14 protein-coding genes are annotated in these 16,775 nt (G+C 63.9%); 8 read left to right on the top strand and 6 right to left on the bottom strand.

Going from position 1 to position 16,775, the window contains the following annotated elements; all coding sequences use genetic code 11:
* Positions 1 to 55: 55 nt before the first annotated feature.
* The 4 genes from ASD01_RS31385 (at position 56) to lpxK (ending at position 3,680) form a co-directional block, all read left to right on the top strand.
* Positions 56 to 292, top strand: a complete 237-nt coding sequence (locus ASD01_RS31385; RefSeq protein ID WP_034800996.1) for a DUF4170 domain-containing protein — start codon at positions 56 to 58, stop codon at positions 290 to 292.
* A gap of 91 nt (positions 293 to 383) precedes the next feature.
* Positions 384 to 1,697 carry a lipid IV(A) 3-deoxy-D-manno-octulosonic acid transferase gene (waaA, locus tag ASD01_RS31380; RefSeq protein ID WP_034800999.1) on the top strand — a complete coding sequence of 438 codons (1,314 nt, stop codon included), beginning with the start codon at positions 384 to 386 and terminating at the stop codon, positions 1,695 to 1,697.
* A gap of 24 nt (positions 1,698 to 1,721) precedes the next feature.
* Positions 1,722 to 2,426: an HAD family hydrolase gene (locus tag ASD01_RS31375; RefSeq protein WP_034801001.1), complete on the top strand. Its 705-nt coding sequence runs from the start codon at positions 1,722 to 1,724 to the stop codon at positions 2,424 to 2,426.
* Positions 2,427 to 2,639: 213 nt separating this feature from the next.
* Positions 2,640 to 3,680, top strand: coding sequence for a tetraacyldisaccharide 4'-kinase (gene lpxK, locus ASD01_RS31370; protein WP_034801004.1), 1,041 nt, complete (start codon positions 2,640 to 2,642; stop codon positions 3,678 to 3,680).
* Positions 3,681 to 3,733: 53 nt separating this feature from the next.
* On the opposite strand, the gene ASD01_RS31365 is transcribed toward lpxK, so the two are convergent.
* Positions 3,734 to 3,967 carry a DUF2093 domain-containing protein gene (locus ASD01_RS31365; protein ID WP_034801006.1) on the bottom strand — a complete coding sequence of 78 codons (234 nt, stop codon included), beginning with the start codon at positions 3,965 to 3,967 and terminating at the stop codon, positions 3,734 to 3,736.
* Positions 3,968 to 4,057: 90 nt separating this feature from the next.
* Entirely contained in the window at positions 4,058 to 5,875 is a 1,818-nt protein-coding gene (gene mutL / locus ASD01_RS31360; protein WP_034801009.1) for a DNA mismatch repair endonuclease MutL, read from the bottom strand.
* A 381-nt stretch (positions 5,876 to 6,256) separates the two neighbouring features.
* On the opposite strand from mutL, the gene ASD01_RS31355 reads away from it, so the two are divergent.
* Together ASD01_RS31355 and ASD01_RS31350 are read left to right on the top strand one after the other, a co-directional pair.
* A complete protein-coding gene (locus ASD01_RS31355; protein WP_034801011.1) occupies positions 6,257 to 7,975 on the top strand; it encodes a response regulator in 1,719 nt (572 codons plus the stop codon).
* A gap of 263 nt (positions 7,976 to 8,238) precedes the next feature.
* On the top strand, positions 8,239 to 9,585 hold the full coding sequence (locus tag ASD01_RS31350; protein ID WP_051659581.1) for a putative bifunctional diguanylate cyclase/phosphodiesterase: 1,347 nt from the start codon (positions 8,239 to 8,241) through the stop codon (positions 9,583 to 9,585).
* Between the two features lie 6 nt (positions 9,586 to 9,591).
* On the opposite strand, the gene ASD01_RS31345 is transcribed toward ASD01_RS31350, so the two are convergent.
* Entirely contained in the window at positions 9,592 to 10,530 is a 939-nt protein-coding gene (locus ASD01_RS31345; RefSeq protein ID WP_034801015.1) for a LysR substrate-binding domain-containing protein, read from the bottom strand.
* A gap of 92 nt (positions 10,531 to 10,622) precedes the next feature.
* On the opposite strand from ASD01_RS31345, the gene ASD01_RS31340 reads away from it, so the two are divergent.
* The gene (locus ASD01_RS31340) at positions 10,623 to 12,173 is read left to right on the top strand and encodes a trimethylamine methyltransferase family protein (RefSeq protein ID WP_034801018.1); all 1,551 of its coding nucleotides are present in this window, start codon (positions 10,623 to 10,625) and stop codon (positions 12,171 to 12,173) included.
* Positions 12,174 to 12,198: 25 nt separating this feature from the next.
* Here the strand turns inward: ASD01_RS31340 and ASD01_RS35865 are convergent, their stop codons facing one another.
* Together ASD01_RS35865 and ASD01_RS31330 are read right to left on the bottom strand one after the other, a co-directional pair.
* Positions 12,199 to 12,777: a hypothetical protein gene (locus tag ASD01_RS35865; RefSeq protein ID WP_060644847.1), complete on the bottom strand. Its 579-nt coding sequence runs from the start codon at positions 12,775 to 12,777 to the stop codon at positions 12,199 to 12,201.
* Between the two features lie 116 nt (positions 12,778 to 12,893).
* Complete coding sequence (locus ASD01_RS31330) at positions 12,894 to 13,532, bottom strand: PRC-barrel domain-containing protein (protein WP_034801021.1); 639 nt, start codon at positions 13,530 to 13,532, stop codon at positions 12,894 to 12,896.
* 355 nt (positions 13,533 to 13,887) lie between these two features.
* On the opposite strand from ASD01_RS31330, the gene ASD01_RS31325 reads away from it, so the two are divergent.
* Complete coding sequence (locus ASD01_RS31325; protein ID WP_051659570.1) at positions 13,888 to 14,982, top strand: hypothetical protein; 1,095 nt, start codon at positions 13,888 to 13,890, stop codon at positions 14,980 to 14,982.
* Between the two features lie 63 nt (positions 14,983 to 15,045).
* On the opposite strand, the gene ASD01_RS31320 is transcribed toward ASD01_RS31325, so the two are convergent.
* Positions 15,046 to 16,770: an IlvD/Edd family dehydratase gene (locus ASD01_RS31320; protein WP_034801023.1), complete on the bottom strand. Its 1,725-nt coding sequence runs from the start codon at positions 16,768 to 16,770 to the stop codon at positions 15,046 to 15,048.
* Between the last annotated feature and the right edge of the window lie 5 nt (positions 16,771 to 16,775).

Here is a 16,775-nt window from a genome sequence, read left to right as displayed (position 1 = left end):
GAGGCTGAATGCCTCAAATCAACGCCCACACCCAACAAGAATAAATGGAAGTCCGATGGCTCACGACACCGAGAAAAAACAACGTCTGCACCTCGTCTTCGGCGGCGAACTCACCACGCTGACTGACGTACATTTCCGCGACCTGGACAAGCTCGATATCGTCGGCATCTACCCGGACTACGAAAGCGCCCTGACTGCTTGGAAATCCAAGGCGCAGATGACCGTCGACAACGCTCACATGCGTTACTTCATCGTCCACATGCACCGTCTGCTCGACCCGGAAAACGGCTGATGCCGATGAGGTCGGGATGCGCGGTGTTTACCCGCATGCCAGTCGCCCTTAAGTCTCTCCGGGCCGGAACGGCCGGGGAAGGTGGCCTGTCATGAGCAGCTTTCGCGCGCGCCTGGCGCTGTCCAGCTACCGCTGGATCGGCTCGGCCATCTATCCTCTCGTCTGGTCCTACCTTGCCATTCGCGCGGCGAAGGGCAAGGAGGATCCGGCGCGCCGCCGTGAGCGCTACGGCCATGCCAGCGAGCCGCGGCCGCAGGGCCCCCTCGTCTGGTTCCACGCGGCAAGCGTCGGCGAAACCAACGCCGTCATCCCGATGATCAAGGAAATTAGGCGGCGCGGCATCCACGTCGTGCTGACGACCGGGACGATGACCTCGGCGCGTGTCGTGGCCGAGCGCCTGGGGTCGACGGTGATCCACCAGTATGTCCCGCTCGATTTCAAGCCGGCCGTCAGCCGTTTTCTCAACTACTGGGAGCCGGATCTGGCGATCATCGCCGAATCCGAGATCTGGCCGATGACCATCCTGGAACTCGGCCGCCGCCATATCCCGCAGGTTCTGGTCAATGGGCGTATGTCCGACCGGACCTTCGCGCGCTGGAAGCGTCGGCCGGCGCTCGCCGATGCGCTGTTCGAGAATCTCGCGCTCGTCATTGCCCAGTCCGATGTCGATGCGGAGCGCTTCCGCACGCTCGGTGCGCTGCCGGTCATGGTGTCGGGCAATCTCAAGGTCGACACCGACGCGCCGCCACACGATCCGCAGGCGCTGAAGGAGTATCGCCAGCAGATCGGCACGCGCAAGACCTGGGCGGCGATCTCGACCTTCGACGGCGAGGAGGCGGCCGCCGGTGTCGTGCACCGTGCGCTCAAGGAGCGAACCGGCCTTCTAACGATCATCGTTCCGCGCCATCCCGATCGCAGCGACGCCATCGAGGCGGCGCTGACGGCCAAGGGGCTGAAGGTCGCCCGGCGCACGCGCCGCGACGCGCTGACGCCGGACGTCGATATCTTCCTTGGCGACACGATCGGCGAAATGGGTCTCTATCTCCGCCTGACGGAGGTTGCCTTCGTCGGCCGTTCGCTGTTTGCCGAAGGCGGTCAGAACCCGCTGGAGCCGGCCATGCTCGGCTGTGCCATCCTGTCAGGCGGCAACGTCCAGAATTTTCGCGAGACCTACCAGACGCTGGCCAAGAACGGCAGCGCCAAGATCGTGCGCGATGTCGAGATGCTGGCCAAGGGCGTCAACTATCTGCTCGCCAACGACGACATGCGTCGCTCGATGATCGATGCCGGCCTCGAAACCGTGCAAGAGATGCGCGGCGCCCTGTCGGCGACGATGAAGGGACTTGAGCCCTATATCAATCCGCTCATCGTCAAGGCGCGTCTCAACCCGCCGACCGACAACTGATCCAGCAGGAGACGAAGCCTCGTCATGACCGCAGCCAAAGCCATAGCCGGCATCCTGTTCGACAAGGATGGAACCCTGCTCGACTACGCAAAGAGCTGGGTACCGGTGAACTACGAACTGGCGCGGATCGCGGCAAAGGGTGATGAGGCTCTGGCCCGCACGCTGCTTGCAGCCGGCGGCATGGACGCCGACACCGGCCACGTGCTGCCCGACAGCCTGCTTGCCGCAGGCAACACGGTCGAGATCGCGACCGGCTTCGTCGGCGCGGGCGCGCCCTTCACGGTTGCCGAACTGACGACCCTGCTTGACGGCCTGTTTGCGCGCTCGGCTGAATATGCCGTGCCGGTGACCGATCTCGGCGCTTTCTTCGCCGGGCTGCACGCCAAGGGCTACCGCCTCGGTGTCGCCTCGAGCGACAACGAGCGTTCGATCCGCGAAACGGCAAAGCGCTTCGGCTTCGAGGATTACCTGCACTATGTGGCGGGCTACGACAGCGGCTACGGCGTCAAGCCGGAGCCGGGCATGGTGCTTGGCTTTTGTGCTGCGACCGGCCTTGAGCCGCAGCAGGTCGTCGTCGTCGGTGACAACAATCACGACATGCACATGGGCCGCAGCGCCGGCGTCGGCATGACGGTCGCCGTCCTGACGGGTACCGGCTCGCGCCAGTCGCTTGCGGCGGCTTCCGACCATTGCCTCTCGGATATCACCGAACTCGAAGCTGTCCTCTAGATCGAGTTGCGGCAGCACTTGCCGCGATTGCCTTCAGTTTTGCATCGTGATCGGCCCGGTTCAGCGCCCCTGCCGTGGCCGTATTGGTCTCCATAGCTTGCGTTTTTTCCCGTTCTGACGTTTTTTGTCGCAATCCGCCGGTTTCGACCGGCGAACAAACCGTCCCTCCCGGAAACGGAAGGACCTGAGCGGCCGGGAGGCCACGGAACGAAGATGGTATCGGAAGCGCCGCCATTCTGGTGGACCAAGGCGGATTGGCGTGCGCGCGCGTTGTGGCCGTTCTCATGGGTTTACGGACGGATTGCCGGCATGCGCATGGATCGCGCGCAGCGCGCCTCCGTGCCGGTCCCGGTCATCTGCATCGGCAATTTCACCGTCGGCGGCGCCGGCAAGACGCCGACCTCCATCGCGCTTGCGCGCGTCATCCGCGAAAAGGGGCTGAAGCCCGGCTTCCTCAGCCGCGGTTATGGCGGCTCGCTCGACGTGACGACCGTCGTCGATCTGGAACATCACCGCGCCCGCGACGTCGGCGACGAACCATTGCTGTTGGCGAAGGAGGCCTTGACCGTCGTCTGCCGCCGCCGCGTCGATGGGGCTCGCCGGCTGGTGAAGGAAGGCGTCGACATCATCATCATGGACGACGGTTTCCAGAGCGCGCGGCTGGCCTTCGACTTCGCGCTTTTGGTGATCGATTCCCGCCGCGGCATCGGCAACGGCTATCTGGTGCCGGCGGGCCCGGTGCGGGCGCCACTGTCGAACCAGCTCCGCCACGCCACGGCCCTGCTCAAGATCGGTGACGGCATCGAGGCCGACGCCCTGATCCGTCGCGCCGCCCGCGCCGGCAAGCAGATCTACGAAGCCGACGTCATAAGGCGCGACGACGGATCGCTAAATGGCGTCAAGGTGCTTGCCTGGGCGGGCATTGCCGATCCGGAGAAGTTCTACCGCACCGTTCGGGAGACGGGCGCCGTCATCGAGGAAACCCGCAGTTTTCCCGACCACCACCATTTCTCCGAGGACGAAATCGCCGATCTGCTCGACCAGGCTGCAGCGCTCGGCTGCCAGCTCGTTACCACGGCCAAGGATCTGGTGCGCCTGGAGCCCGGCCACGGCCGCGCCGCCGAACTCGCCGCAGCGAGCAGGGTGATCGAGATCGATGTGCGCTTCGACGACCCGATGGCGCCGAAAAAGATCATCGAGACGGCGCTTGCCGCGGCGCGTGCCCGCAAGCTGCGCGAAGGCGCGGCTAAGTAACGGCGCCCTGTGGGTCGTGGCGCCGGAGTGCCGTCGTTGGTGTCCGGGCTTGATTAGCGGCGCTGGTTGGGCAGCGCGCCTGCGCGCTTTTCCGCCTCGAGCGAGGCTTCCGCGTCGACATAGGGCTCCTGCCGGGCGACGCTCCAGTAACGCAGTTCGTCGACGGGGATGATCTTGCCGGTCATCGCGCAGACCACGTGCGAACCCGCAAGCACGATCTGAAAGTCGCCGTCGAGATAACGGATCTTCGCTTCGCGCGAAGCGCTTCCTTCAAACCGGTTCATCATGCTCGGCGCCTGTTTCCGTCTTCGTTATTGGTTCTCTGGTCTAGCTCGCCGTCCGGAAAAATGCCAGTCGCATTTCGCCAGGCGTGAAGATCAGCTCCGGCCGAACAGCCGTTCGATATCGGAGAGCTTGAGTTCGATATAGGTCGGCCGGCCGTGATTGCACTGGCCCGAGCCGGGCGTCGCCTCCATTTGCCTCAAAAGCGCGTTCATCTCCTCGGTGCGCATGCGCCGTCCCGAGCGCACCGATCCGTGGCAGGCCATGGTCGCGGCGAGATATTCGAGCCGGCTCGTCAGCCCGCTTGCCGTATCCCATTCGGCAAGCTCGTCGGCGAGCTGGCGCACGAGACCGACGGCATCCATTTCGCCGAGCATGGCCGGCGTTTCGCGCACCGCAATCGCGCCCGGTCCGAAGCGCTCGATCGCGAGACCCAGGCGGGAGAACTCCTCCGCATGGGCCATCAACCGGTCGCAATCGTCTTCGGGCAGGTCGACGATCTCCGGGATCAGCAGCGCCTGGGCGGCGACCGGTCGCGAATGCAGCGCCGTACGCATCGCCTCGAACACCAGCCGCTCGTGCGCGGCATGCTGGTCGACGATGACGAGGCCGTCATCGGTCTGGGCGACGATGTAGTTTTCGTGCAGTTGGGCGCGCACGGCGCCGAGCGGGAACGATTGCGGCGGCGGCGGTTGCGGGGCCTCCGGCGCCGGCACGGGCATTTCTCGCTCGAACGGGGTGGCGACACGCGCGGAAGGGGCGGAAAATGCCGCAAAGCTTGCCTGCGGCTGCTCGCCGAGGTGGCGCAGCATCGCGTCGAATTGTGTCGGCCGGGAAGGCGACGTCTCGGCGCTCCAGGGCTGCGGGCGGTAATCGCCGGAGCGGAACGCCTGCATCATGCCGCGGGCGCCCGTCGTTGCGGCGCGGTCGCCGTCGCGCGTCAGCGCCTGACGGATCGCGCCGATGATCAGCCCGCGGATCAGGCCGGGGTCGCGGAAGCGCACGTCGGACTTTGCGGGATGCACGTTGACGTCGACGAGCGCCGGGTCGAGCGTGATCGACAGCACGGCGACCGGATAGCGGCCGCTCGGGATCGTCTCGGAATAGGCGGCACGGATCGCTGACAGCAGCAACTTGTCCTGCACCGGGCGGCCATTGACGAAGACATATTGCTGCAGCGAGTTGCCGCGATTGTAAGTCGGCACGCCGGCAAAGCCGGTCAGTTCGACGTCTTCCCGCGCCGCATCGATCTCGATCGCATTGTCGCGAAAATCCTTGCCGAGCACTTGCGCCATGCGCGCCAGCCGGTCGTCGCCGGTTGCCGGGAATTCGAGTGTCGAGCGGTCGCTGCCGGAGAGCACGAAACGGACCGCCGGAAACGCGATCGCCATGCGGCGCACCACTTCCGAAATGGCCGCCGCTTCCGCCTTCTCGGTCTTCATGAACTTCAGTCGGGCCGGGGTGGCGAAGAACAGATCGCGCACTTCGACGACGGTGCCGGTATTGGCGGGCGACGGGCGGACCGCCTCGGTTTTGCCGCCGGTAACCGCAATGACCGCGCCTTCGCTGGCGCCGGCCGTGCGCGTCGTGATCGACAGCCGGGCGACCGAGCCGATCGAAGGCAGGGCCTCGCCGCGAAAGCCGAGGGTGCGGATGTCGAAGAGGCTGTCGTCGAGCTTCGACGTGCAGTGCCTTCGGACCGCAAGTTCGAGGTCGCCAGGTGCCATGCCCGAGCCGTTGTCGGTGACCCGCAGCAGCGTCTTGCCGCCGCCGGCGGTCGCGATCTCGATGCGGGTCGCGCCGGCGTCGAGCGCATTCTCGATCAGCTCCTTGGCGGCGCTGGCCGGACGTTCGATCACTTCGCCGGCGGCGATTTGGTTGATGAGGGTTTCTGAAAGCTGCTTGATGGCCATGGCCCATTTTCCGGGATTCGCCGCGGAAACGGAAGAGGGGACGGTATCTCGTCCCCGGTCGCGAGCGCTTGGTGCCGACACCCTTGAAAAATGATCGAGGGTTTAATCGGCCCTTAACACTCTGCTGCGATTTTCCACAACAACCTGAATGATCACGGGTTTTGTCTTTTGAGCCTTGCGGCGTAGCTGGACGCCGCACTCCCGCCGCTCGAAGAGACGCCTGCCAAGGCCACCCCAGCATGTCCCGAAATGAAACCGCCGTTGCAGCGCCGCGCGTCATTATGAAGACGCGGCAGGCCGTTGTGGCACTTTGGATGGCCGCCTGTTCCCCCTGATCTGACGATCCAGGGACACATGCGGTAGGCGAGTGAGGACAGTGCGATGAGCGATGGGGCGCCGAACGGCGCGGACATCAACAGGGTCATTCTTGAGTCGAGTTGCGACGCACTCGGCATCGCTGTGCTTGTCTGCAGCCGGGACGATACCATTCTCTTTGCCAGCCGCACGATGCTGCAATTTTTCCCGGTCCCGGCGGAAGCCCTGATGCCGGGCGCGCGGCTCAGGGATTTCCTCGGTGCCGTCTATGACACCGGTGTCCGTCCGGGCACCGTCCCGGAAAACAGCCGCCGACGCACCAACCGCGAGGAATGGATTGCCGAGCACATGGCGCTGCATTGGCGCGAGCGCTACGAGAGCGTAGAGCGCGCCGGCCGCACCCGCTGGGTTTCGATGCGCAAGCGCCGCCTGTCGAGCGGCATGGGCATCCTGTCGATCAGCGACGTCTCTGACCAGAAGAAGCGCGACGAACAGCTTCAGACCGACCTGGAGCGGGTGGAGCTGACCGAGCAGATCCTCGACGCGCAGCCCAATCCCATCTGCGTCAAGGATCGCAATCTCAATTACATCGCAGTCAACAAGGCCTTCTGCCTGATCCATGACCTGGCGCAGGACGCCATCCTCGGCCGCTCAGCCTGGGACCTGGTCGAGAGCGACCTGGCGGAGCGCTTCGAACAGTCCGATCGCATGGTGCTTGAAACCGGCAAGCCGTTTTCGCAGGCCGAGCACATCGTGCGTGCCGACGGCAGCGACCTCTGGGTGCTGACCCGCAAGTACCGCGTCGGCATGCCCGGCCGCCATTTCGTCGTCACCTGCATGAACGACGTGACCGATATTGCCGTCTGGTATCCGGGCGGCGAGGAGCCCTCGGGCGAGGTCACCCTGCAGATCCGCGACTACAGCATTTTTGCCGCGGCGCAGAATTTCTACGATCCTTTCCGGGCGCTGAATGTCCAGCAGCTCGTCGAGGCGGGGTCGATGATCGAGACCTTGCCGGCGCGCGGCCTGCGGGTGCTTCTGGCGACCGACGACCGAGCGCTGGAGGAGCGGCTTGTCGCCCGGCTGCGCGGCTCCGGGCTCGACGCCTGCGCCGTTCGCGATGTCGACGAATTGCACGCCTTCTGCGCTGCTGTCGACGAGGCGGGGCTGAAACTCGACATCCTGCTGCTCGACGCGGCTTTCCCCGAGCGGCAGAAGATAGCTGCCGGCTGGCGCGACAGCCCGATCCTCCCGGTGTCCGCCGATCAGGACGGGGCGGCGGTGCTTGCGGAAGTCTTCCGTGTTTGTTCCGAGCGCGCGGGTGCCGCGCTGCAACCGGAATGGTCGCTGTCGTTCGAGGCCGAAGAGATCGCGCCGCCGCCGCCGGCTCCGCAGGTCGACGTGCTCGTTGCCGAGGACAATCAGATCAACCAGTTCGTCTTCACCCAGATCCTCGAGGGGCTCGGCGTTTCGCATCGGATCGCCGCCAACGGTCGCGAGGCCGTCGAACTCTGGCACGAACTGCAACCGGCCCTTGTGTTGATGGATGTGTCGATGCCGGTCATGAACGGCTTCGACGCAACCGTCGCAATCCGGTCGGCTGAAAAGGGACGCGCACAGAAAACTCCGATCATCGGGGTTACCGCCCAGGCCTTGGATATCGACCTGCAGCAATGCAAGGCATGCGGCATGGACGACCACATCATGAAGCCGGTGAGCCCCGATATGATCGAGGCGGTGTTGAGAAAATTCATGCCGGTGAAGGCAGTACGAACGGCAGGTTGAGTAAAAGGCGTGTCAACTCGCTAGAATTGGGGAGGCCAATGGCAAATCTTGGAGCGGCACGATATCGGATTGTTAACCGCCGATTGCGATCGTCTGCCCCGAATTGCCGCTAAAGTGTAGAGCCCCATCCGTATGCCTCGCATCCACCTCGTTGCCCAAGCCCCGGTCGTGTCGGAAAGACACAGCCGGTCTTCGTCGTGGCGCACGCTGGCGGCGGGCTCGATCGCACGCCATCCCTGCCAGATGAGTGGGGGACGGCGATGATGACAGCGGAAACTCCTTACCACCGTGTTGGCCGCGAGGCGCCTGCGGCCCGGGGTGATGTCGATCAACTGACGGGGCTCGGCAACGCCCGTTGCCTGCGCCAGTGTGTCCTTGATCTCGCCGAGGAGCGTGCCAGCGACCCGGCCCCGTTCACCATCGGCCTTGCCAATATCGATGGTTTCAAGCCGATCAATGACCTGTTCGGACCGGAAGCGGGCGACGAAATCCTCTGCCAGGTGGCCTATCGCCTGAAGGCCTGCGCGCCCGAGGGCGCCACGATCATCCGTTTCGACAGCGATGAATTTGCCTTCGTGTTGCCGCTGATCTTCGAGCGCAAGGGCGCCGAGAAGATCGGACAGATGCTGAAGGAGGTGCTGTCGGCCCCCTTTGATCTCGGCGACCGTCACGTTCGTCTGTCCGCCTCCTTCGGTTTCGCCGTTTATCCCTTTGCCGGAGAGGTATTCGAGGACCTCCTGAAAAGCGCCGATACCGCGCTTTATCGCTCGAAGCGCCGCGGCCGCGGGCAGATCACCGTCTACTCGCAGGAGATCGCCCAGGAGATGAAGCGCGCGACGCAGCTTGAGCAAGCGCTGCGCAACGCCATCATCGCCAACGAGGTTGACGTGCACTTCCAGCCGATCGTCGATCTGCGCAACGACGCGGTTGTCGGCTTCGAGGCCTTGGCGCGCTGGTGCGATGCCGATCTCGGCTATGTCTCGCCGGCGGTGTTCGTGCCGCTCGCCGAAGAGCGTGGTTTCATCGATTCGCTCGCCGAGGTCCTGCTGCGCAAGGCAGCCCATGCCGCGCTTTCCTGGCCGAAGGAGCTCTTCCTCTCCTTCAATCTCTCCTCGGCGCAGCTCACGGATCCGACCACCAGCCGGCGCCTGCTGTCGATCATCAGCCAGATCGGCCTCGACCCGCGGCGCCTGGAGCTGGAAATCACCGAAACGGCCGTCATGGCCGATGCGGATATCGCCCAGAAGATCGTTGCGGAACTGCGCGCCGCCGGCGTCCGCGTCTCGCTCGACGACTTCGGCACGGGCCAGTCGAGCCTTGGCCGGCTGCGCGACTTCTCCTTCGACAAGGTCAAGATCGACCGGGCCTTCGTCTCGCGCATTTCTGCCGATCGTGCCTCGGAGCATATCATCAAGGCGATCGTGTCGATGTGCGAGGGGCTTGAGCTCGAAGTCGTCGCCGAAGGCATCGAGGATTTTTCCGAAGCCCTGAAACTGAAGGCGCTCGGCTGCGGACTGGGGCAGGGCTACTTCTATGGAAAGCCCGCCGATGCGGTGGCGACGATGCGCTATCTTGCCGATCGCTACCGCGATCTTCCCGCCCAGGCCTGATCCGGGTTAGTCCTCGGCGCCGGACATCGCTGCGCGGTCGCGCCGCCCCTCATCCAGCAGCCAGTCACGCACCCTTTTGGCCTGCGCATTCAGTTCGCGCGATCGCGGCCAGACGACGTAGAAGGCAAGGCCCGTCTTCAGCACGTGTCCGGCGACCGGGACCAGCGCGCCCGAGCGGATCTGCGGATAGATCAAGTGTTCCCAGCCGAGCGCCACGCCTTCGCCGGATAGCACCGCCTGGATCACCAGGACATAGTCGTTGATCGAAAGCCGGCGCGCCTGTTTGGGATAGGCAAGACCGGCGCTCGCAAACCACTCGGTCCAGTCGCAGGCGCGTCGGACCGGCTCTTCCAGGTGGATGAGATTGTGGCGTGGCAGGTCGGCGGCCGTTTTCGGCAAGCCGTGCCGCTCGATATAGGCGGGTGTGGCGACCGCGTTGACCACCTCGTCGGCGAGCAGGGCGGCATGGTAACGCGGCCAATGGCTTGGGTCGCCGCCGCGGATGCCGAGCGGGATCGGCTCTTCCTCCAGATCGAGGTCGCGCACGCTGGTCTGGATCCGGAGATCGATTTCCGGCAGGTCCTCGCGCATGCGGTTGAGGCGCGGCAGCATCCACATCGAGGCAAAAGCGGTGGAGGCCGCGAGCGTCACGTTGGTCTCGCGGCCTTTGGCGCGAATGTCTTCGGCCGACTTCTGGATGCGCGACAGGCCGACGGAGACGTCGGCATGAAACTTCTCGCCCGCTTCCGTCAGCTCGACCGCGCGGTGCACGCGATGAAACAGCGGCACGCCCAGCTGTTCCTCAAGACCGCGCACGGCGTAGGAGACTGCAGCCTGGGTCATGCCGAGCTCGTTGGCAGCACGGGTGAAGTTCTGGTGGCGGCCGGCTGCCTCGAACACGATGAGGCTTGTGGCGGACGGGAGCAGGCGGCGCAGGTTTTCCATAAATGACGCTTATAGCATGGATCGAATTTTTCCAGCGTTACAGTGGAGTTTTTCGCCCATAGCATCATCTGAGATGATGGGAGGATATGGGCATGGATACGGCACTGGCAACGGACGCGGCGGTACCGAGACGGACACGCGGCACACGGCCGAACCGGCGCGAGGGCGCAGGACGCAGCCTCGGTGTTCCCTACATCACCAGAAACATTCCGACCTACGATATCCTCGGCGAGGAAAGCCTGCTTCGGATCGAAGCGATTGCCGATCGAATCCTTGCCGAAGTCGGCATCGAGTTTCGCGACGACCCGGTTTCTCTCGATCACTGGCGAAGGGCCGGCGCGAAGGTCGACGGCGTCCGGGTGACCTTCGAACCGGGCATGCTGAAGGAAATCGTCGCCTCGGCGCCGCACCAGTTTACCCAGCATGCCCGCAATCCGGCGCGCAATGTCGAGATCGGCGGCAACAACGTCGTCTTCTCGCCGGCCTATGGCTCGCCCTTCGTCATGGACCTCGACAAGGGCCGGCGCTACGGCACGATCGAGGACTTCCGCAACCTGATCAAGCTGGCGCAGTCGAGCCCCTGGCTGCACCATTCCGGCGGCACGATCTGCGAGCCGGTCGACGTGCCGGTCAACAAGCGCCACCTCGACATGGTCTACAGCCATATCAAATATTCCGACCGCGCCTTCATGGGTTCGATCACGGCGGAAGACCGTGCCGAAGATTCGATCGAGATGGCGCGCATTCTCTTTGGTCGCGATTTCGTCGATCGCAACTGCGTCATCCTCGGCAACGTCAACGTCAATTCGCCGCTCGTCTGGGACGGGACGATGACGAAGTCGCTACGCGCCTATGCGCGGGCAAACCAGGCCGCGGTCATTGTGCCCTTCATCCTTGGCGGCGCCATGGGGCCGGTCACCAATGCCGGCGCCATCGCCCAGTCCTATGCCGAGACGCTTGCCGGCTGTGCACTGACCCAGCTGGAGCGCAAGGGCGCCCCGGTCATTTTCGGCAATTTCCTGTCGTCCATGTCGCTGCGCTCGGGCTCGCCCACCTTCGGCACGCCGGAACCGGCGATCGGCAGCATGGTCGTCGGCCAGCTTGCGCGCCGGCTCGGCCTGCCGCTGCGCTGTGCCGGCAATTTCTCCAATTCGAAGCTGCCGGATGCACAGGCGATGCAGGAAGGCGCGATGTCGATGCTCTCGGCGGTGCATTGCGGCGCGAATTTCATCCTGCATTCCGCCGGCTTCGTCGATGGGCTGCTCGCCATGTCCTACGAGAAGTTCGTTATGGACACCGACTTCTGCGGCGCGCTGCATGCCTATCTTGCCGGCGTGGTCGTCGACGACAACACGCTGGCCATGGACGCCTTCCTGCAGGTCGGTCCCGGCAGCCATTTCCTCGGCTGCGACCACACCATGCGCAACTACCAGACCGCCTTCTGGGATTCGGCCCTTTCGGACAACGAGCCCTTCGAGAAATGGGTTGAGGAGGGCGAGACCGACATGGCGACGCGTGCCAACCGCGCCTGGAAGAAGACGCTTGCCGAATATGAAGCGCCGCCGCTGGATGTGGCGCGCGACGAGGCGCTGATCGATTATGTCACGCGCCGCAAGGAGAGCATGGCGGATGCTTGGTACTGACGAAGCCGGCATTCTCGGTCGCCTTTCAAGGAACAGGAAACGACATCGTCGAAAGATCCGCTGCTGCAGCCTTCCCGCCTGAGCCGACGACCTCGTCGTGTCGAGCTGGGATATCATCGCCGGGACGGTGAAGCCGGAGGGGCCGGTGCCGCTCTATGACGACAACGGCGCCTATAGCGGCATGATGGCGGCCGAACTGATCGCGCGAGGCGGCGGCGAGCAGATCGTCTCGCCCGAGCGCATGTTCGCGCCCGAGGTCGGGGGCATGAACCATGTGCCCTATGCGACCGCCTTTGCCGAACACAATGTCCGGGTGACGATCAACACGCGGCTGAAATCCGTTCGGCGGGAGTGCAATGGCCTTGTTGCGACGCTCGGTTCCGATTTTTCGGACAAGGCAACGATCAAGGGGCGTGTCGCGCCACTGGTGGTCGAGGTGCCGATGGACGACCTCTGTCGTGAACTCGAGCTGCTTTCTCGGAAGCTGGGGGGCGTCGATTACAAGGCGCTGCTTCGCGGTGAGAACCCCACCCCGCAGAAAAACCTCGATGCCCGCTTCGACATGTTCCGGATCGGCGATGACGTCGCCAGTCGCAACATCCACGCGGGCATTTACGATGCCTACGCGACGGAGTGCTCGTCTGACGCAAAGCCAAGGCGGCGGTGCCTGGCACCGCCGCCCGTTGGAAGGCGTACTGAACAGCTTGGAATGCTACGACGTTACTGCTGCGGCTGTTCGGTACCCTGCTGCATCGGCTGCGCCGGTGCAGTAGTCGTGGTCGAAGAGGTCGTCGACGTGTCAACCGGCTGGTTGGCGTTCTGTTCGGCAACCTGCTGCGCCTTCGTCTTGAACTCCGGAGCCGACTTCAGCGTATCGGCGGTTTCGGTGGTCGTCAGCTTCAGCTTGTCCGTGTTGGGCTGCTCGGCGATCGTGATGCGATCAAACGGAACCGCTACGTCCTTTTCGCCGAGACCCAGGAAGCCGCCGACACCGATTACGGCCGCTTCCACGCCGCCATCCTTCTTCATGATCAGGTCGTTGATCTCGCCGATGCTTTCGTCACCGGCATTGTAGACGCTCTGGCCGATATAGGTGCTGGTTGCGATCTGGTCGCTTGCCTGCTCGGTCAGATAGGTGGCGTCCGATTGCGCCATATCAGCGGTCTTGGTTTCCGTGATCGGCGGCTTCGTTTCAGCCTGATCGGCCGGAGCCATGGCGTCCGGGGCGGGCTGCGCCGGCTGCATTGTCTGCGGCTGTTCCATCGGCTTGGTTGCGTCCTGCGCGAAAGCCACCGGGGCGACAGTAAGACCCGCGAAGAGCGCGCCGGCTGCGACGGTTGTTACGAGTTTCTTGATCATCTCAAACTGCCTTTCCTTGACGTTTCGATCAGGGCGCGGCCTGGCTTCTGCCGCCAGGTCGACCGCGCCGGTGATATGGTGTCAACGCCCGGGAGCCCGAACGGTTCCGGAAAAAATAGTCAAAGTTTCAGGTCGAAAGGTCCGTTGCCGGTGAACGTGACCCTCGTCCGCGATTTTCCAAGGATTGTCGGCAATCTCGCGCGGACATGTATTTTGGATTTCGAATATATGTATTTTAGTGATCAATTATGTACTTTGGGTCATTCATGAATTCTTGAGCGTTCTTGTCGATACTTGGCAGATGGCAGGAAATAGCGCGCAGCGTCGTCACCCTGTTATCCCGGGATGGTTTTCGATGTTTTTGCCGCGCCGCTTTCTTTCTGTTTCCTTGCTCTCCGTTCTGGCGATGGCCGGCCTCGTTCTGATCGAGCGCAATCTTTTTGGGCTGCGCTATTTTTCGGAACGGGTTCCTGGCGTCGAGCCCTACAATCTCTGGCATGCCTGGGTGGCGCTGAGCCTGTCACTCGCGGCGGTTCAGGGCTTTACCCGCGATGCCGCCTGGCTGGGCGCGCCGGAGCTGCGGCTGGCGTCCGGCCGCGAGCTTGGGCTTTGTGTCGCCGGCTGGATGCTCGCCGTGCTGATGGCGCTGGTGTTCGTTGCCGATCCCCTCGGTTTCAGCCTTCTGGCGCGTGAAGACGGCCTGGTCGAATGGGCCTCTGCCCTGCTGATCTTCATCGCCAGCGGTTTCTTTGCGTTTGCTGCCGTCGGGCAACTGCGCGTGGCCCGTTCAGGAATGGGACGTCGCGCCTGGATGGCCGCGGCTTTTGCAGCGCTTCTGGCGCTTTGCTTCTTCGTGGTCGGCATGGAGGAGATATCCTGGATGCAGCGCGTCTTCGGTATCGCCACGCCGGAGGGCCTGCTCGCGCTCAACAAGCAGCAGGAATTGAACCTGCACAACATCTCCACCGGCTTCTCGGAACTGCTCTACTACACCGGCAGCTTCTTCCTTTTGACGCTGGCGCCCTTCGTCTGGCTCTATCTGCGCAAGAGCATCAGCCTTGGTCGGCTCGATGCTTTTGCGCCGAGCGTGCTGGTGCTGGCGGCAAGCGCCCCGATGGCCGCCTTCAACAGCGACAACTGGAGCATGTTGCCGACGCAGATGATGGTGATGATGACCGTGATCATACTGCTGATGGTTGCCGATATCGCGCTGAGGGCAGGGCACTGGCGCGAGTTCATCGTGCTGACGGCAGGCGCCATTCTGATCGTCGCGATCCAGGAGCTGTTCATTCTCCAGGCTTCCACGCTCGTGCGCCTTTGGGACCCGACCGAGTACAAGGAGTTTTTCATTGCGCTCGGGCTCGCCATCTACGGCTTTGAAACCTGGTCGCGACTGCGTTCGCCGGCCGCAAGGCTTTCGCCGTTGGGCTCCCGTCCCCTGGCCGGATAAAAATACCCCGCCTGACGGGCGGGGTATTTGAAACGCGTCTGCCTCGAACTGCGTCCGAAGCCGTCAGTGGCTTTCGCGCAGCACTTCGCTGCCGCTGCCGCCGACGAGGAAGTCGAGGTCCGCACCCTTGTCTGCCTGCAGCACCGTGTCCTGGTAGAGCTTGTAGTAGCCGCGGGTCCATTTCTGCGGCGGCGCCTGCCAGGCGGCCATGCGCGTGGCAAACTCTTCCTCGCTGATCATCAGGTTGAGCTCGCCCTTCATCGCGTCGAGGCGGATGCGGTCGCCGGTCTTGACGATGGCGAGCGGCCCGCCGGCATTCGATTCCGGGCTGACATGCAGGACCACGGTGCCGAAGGCGGTACCGGACATGCGGGCGTCGGACACGCGCACCATGTCGCGCACGCCCTTTTCGACGAGGCGCCGCGGGATCGGCATGTTGCCGACCTCGGCCATTCCCGGATAGCCCTTGGGTCCGCAGCCCTTGAGCACGAGGATCGTGTCTTCGGTCACCGGCAGGTCCGGATCGTCAATCTTCGCCTTCAGCTCCTCGATCGTCTCGAAGACATAGGCCGGACCTTCATGGACGAGGAGATGCTCGCTTGCGGCCGACGGCTTGATGACGGCGCCGTTTGGGGCAAGGTTGCCCTTGAGCACGCGAATGCCGGCGGCAGCCCGCAGCGGATTGTCGAGGGGGCGGATGACGTCGTCGTTGTAGACTTCGGCATCCTCCCAGTATTTGCTGATCGGCACGCCGAAGACTGTCGGCGCGTCGGCATGCAGCAGATGCTGTATGCGGTTCATCACCGCCGGCAGGCCGCCGGCATAGGCGAGGTCTTCGATCAGATACTTGCCGGACGGCATGCAGTTGACGATGCACGGCACCTGGCTGCCGACGCGGTCGAAATCTTCAAGACAGAGATCAACGCCGGCGCGGCCGGCGATCGCCAGCATGTGCACGACGGCATTGGTCGAGCCGCCGACGGCGGCGTTGGCAATGATGCCGTTCTCGAAATTCTTCTTGGTCAGCACCTTCGACAGGCGCAGGTCTTCATGCACCATCTCGACGATGCGTTTGCCGGTCATGTGCGACAGCGCCATGCGGCGGGCGTCGACGGCCGGCAGCGCCGCATTGGTCGGCAGCGACAGGCCCATCGCCTCGACGATCGACGCCATGGTGGTGGCCGTGCCCATCGTCATGCACACACCCGGTGAGCGCGACATGCCGCTTTCTGCCGCCATGAATTCCTGCATGCTCATATCACCGGCGCGTACGGCCTCGGAGAACTTCCAGACATCCGTGCCGGAGCCGATGTCCTTGCCCTTCCACTTGCCGTTCAGCATCGGGCCGGAGGAGACGACGATCGTCGGCAGGTCGACCGACGCCGCACCCATCAACTGGCCGGGGGTTGTCTTGTCGCAGCCGCCGAGCAGCACCACGCCGTCGATGCCATAGGCGCGGATCGCCTCTTCGACATCCATGGCAAGCAGATTGCGAAAGAGCATCGCGGTCGGGCGCATCTGCGTCTCGCCGAGCGAAGACACCGGGAACTCGACCGGGAAACCGCCGGCCTCCCACACGCCACGCTTCACGCCCTCTGCCAGAATGCGCAGATGGCTGTTGCAGGGCGTGAGTTCCGACCAGGTGTTGCAAATGCCGATAATCGGGCGGCCGTCGAAAACGTGGTCCGGAAATCCCTGGTTCTTCATCCAGGAGCGATGGATAAACCCATCCTTGTCGGTGCCGCCGTACCAGTGACGGCTGCGCAGTTCTTTCTTCTTGTCGCTCATGCGAG

Origin of the sequence: Ensifer sp. Root423, from assembly GCF_001426275.1 — a bacterium.
GTDB classification, from domain to species: Bacteria; Pseudomonadota; Alphaproteobacteria; order Rhizobiales; family Rhizobiaceae; genus Ensifer; species Ensifer adhaerens.
Note: the sequence above shows the minus strand (reverse complement) of the source record. Positions and strands in the feature narration are given on the sequence as shown.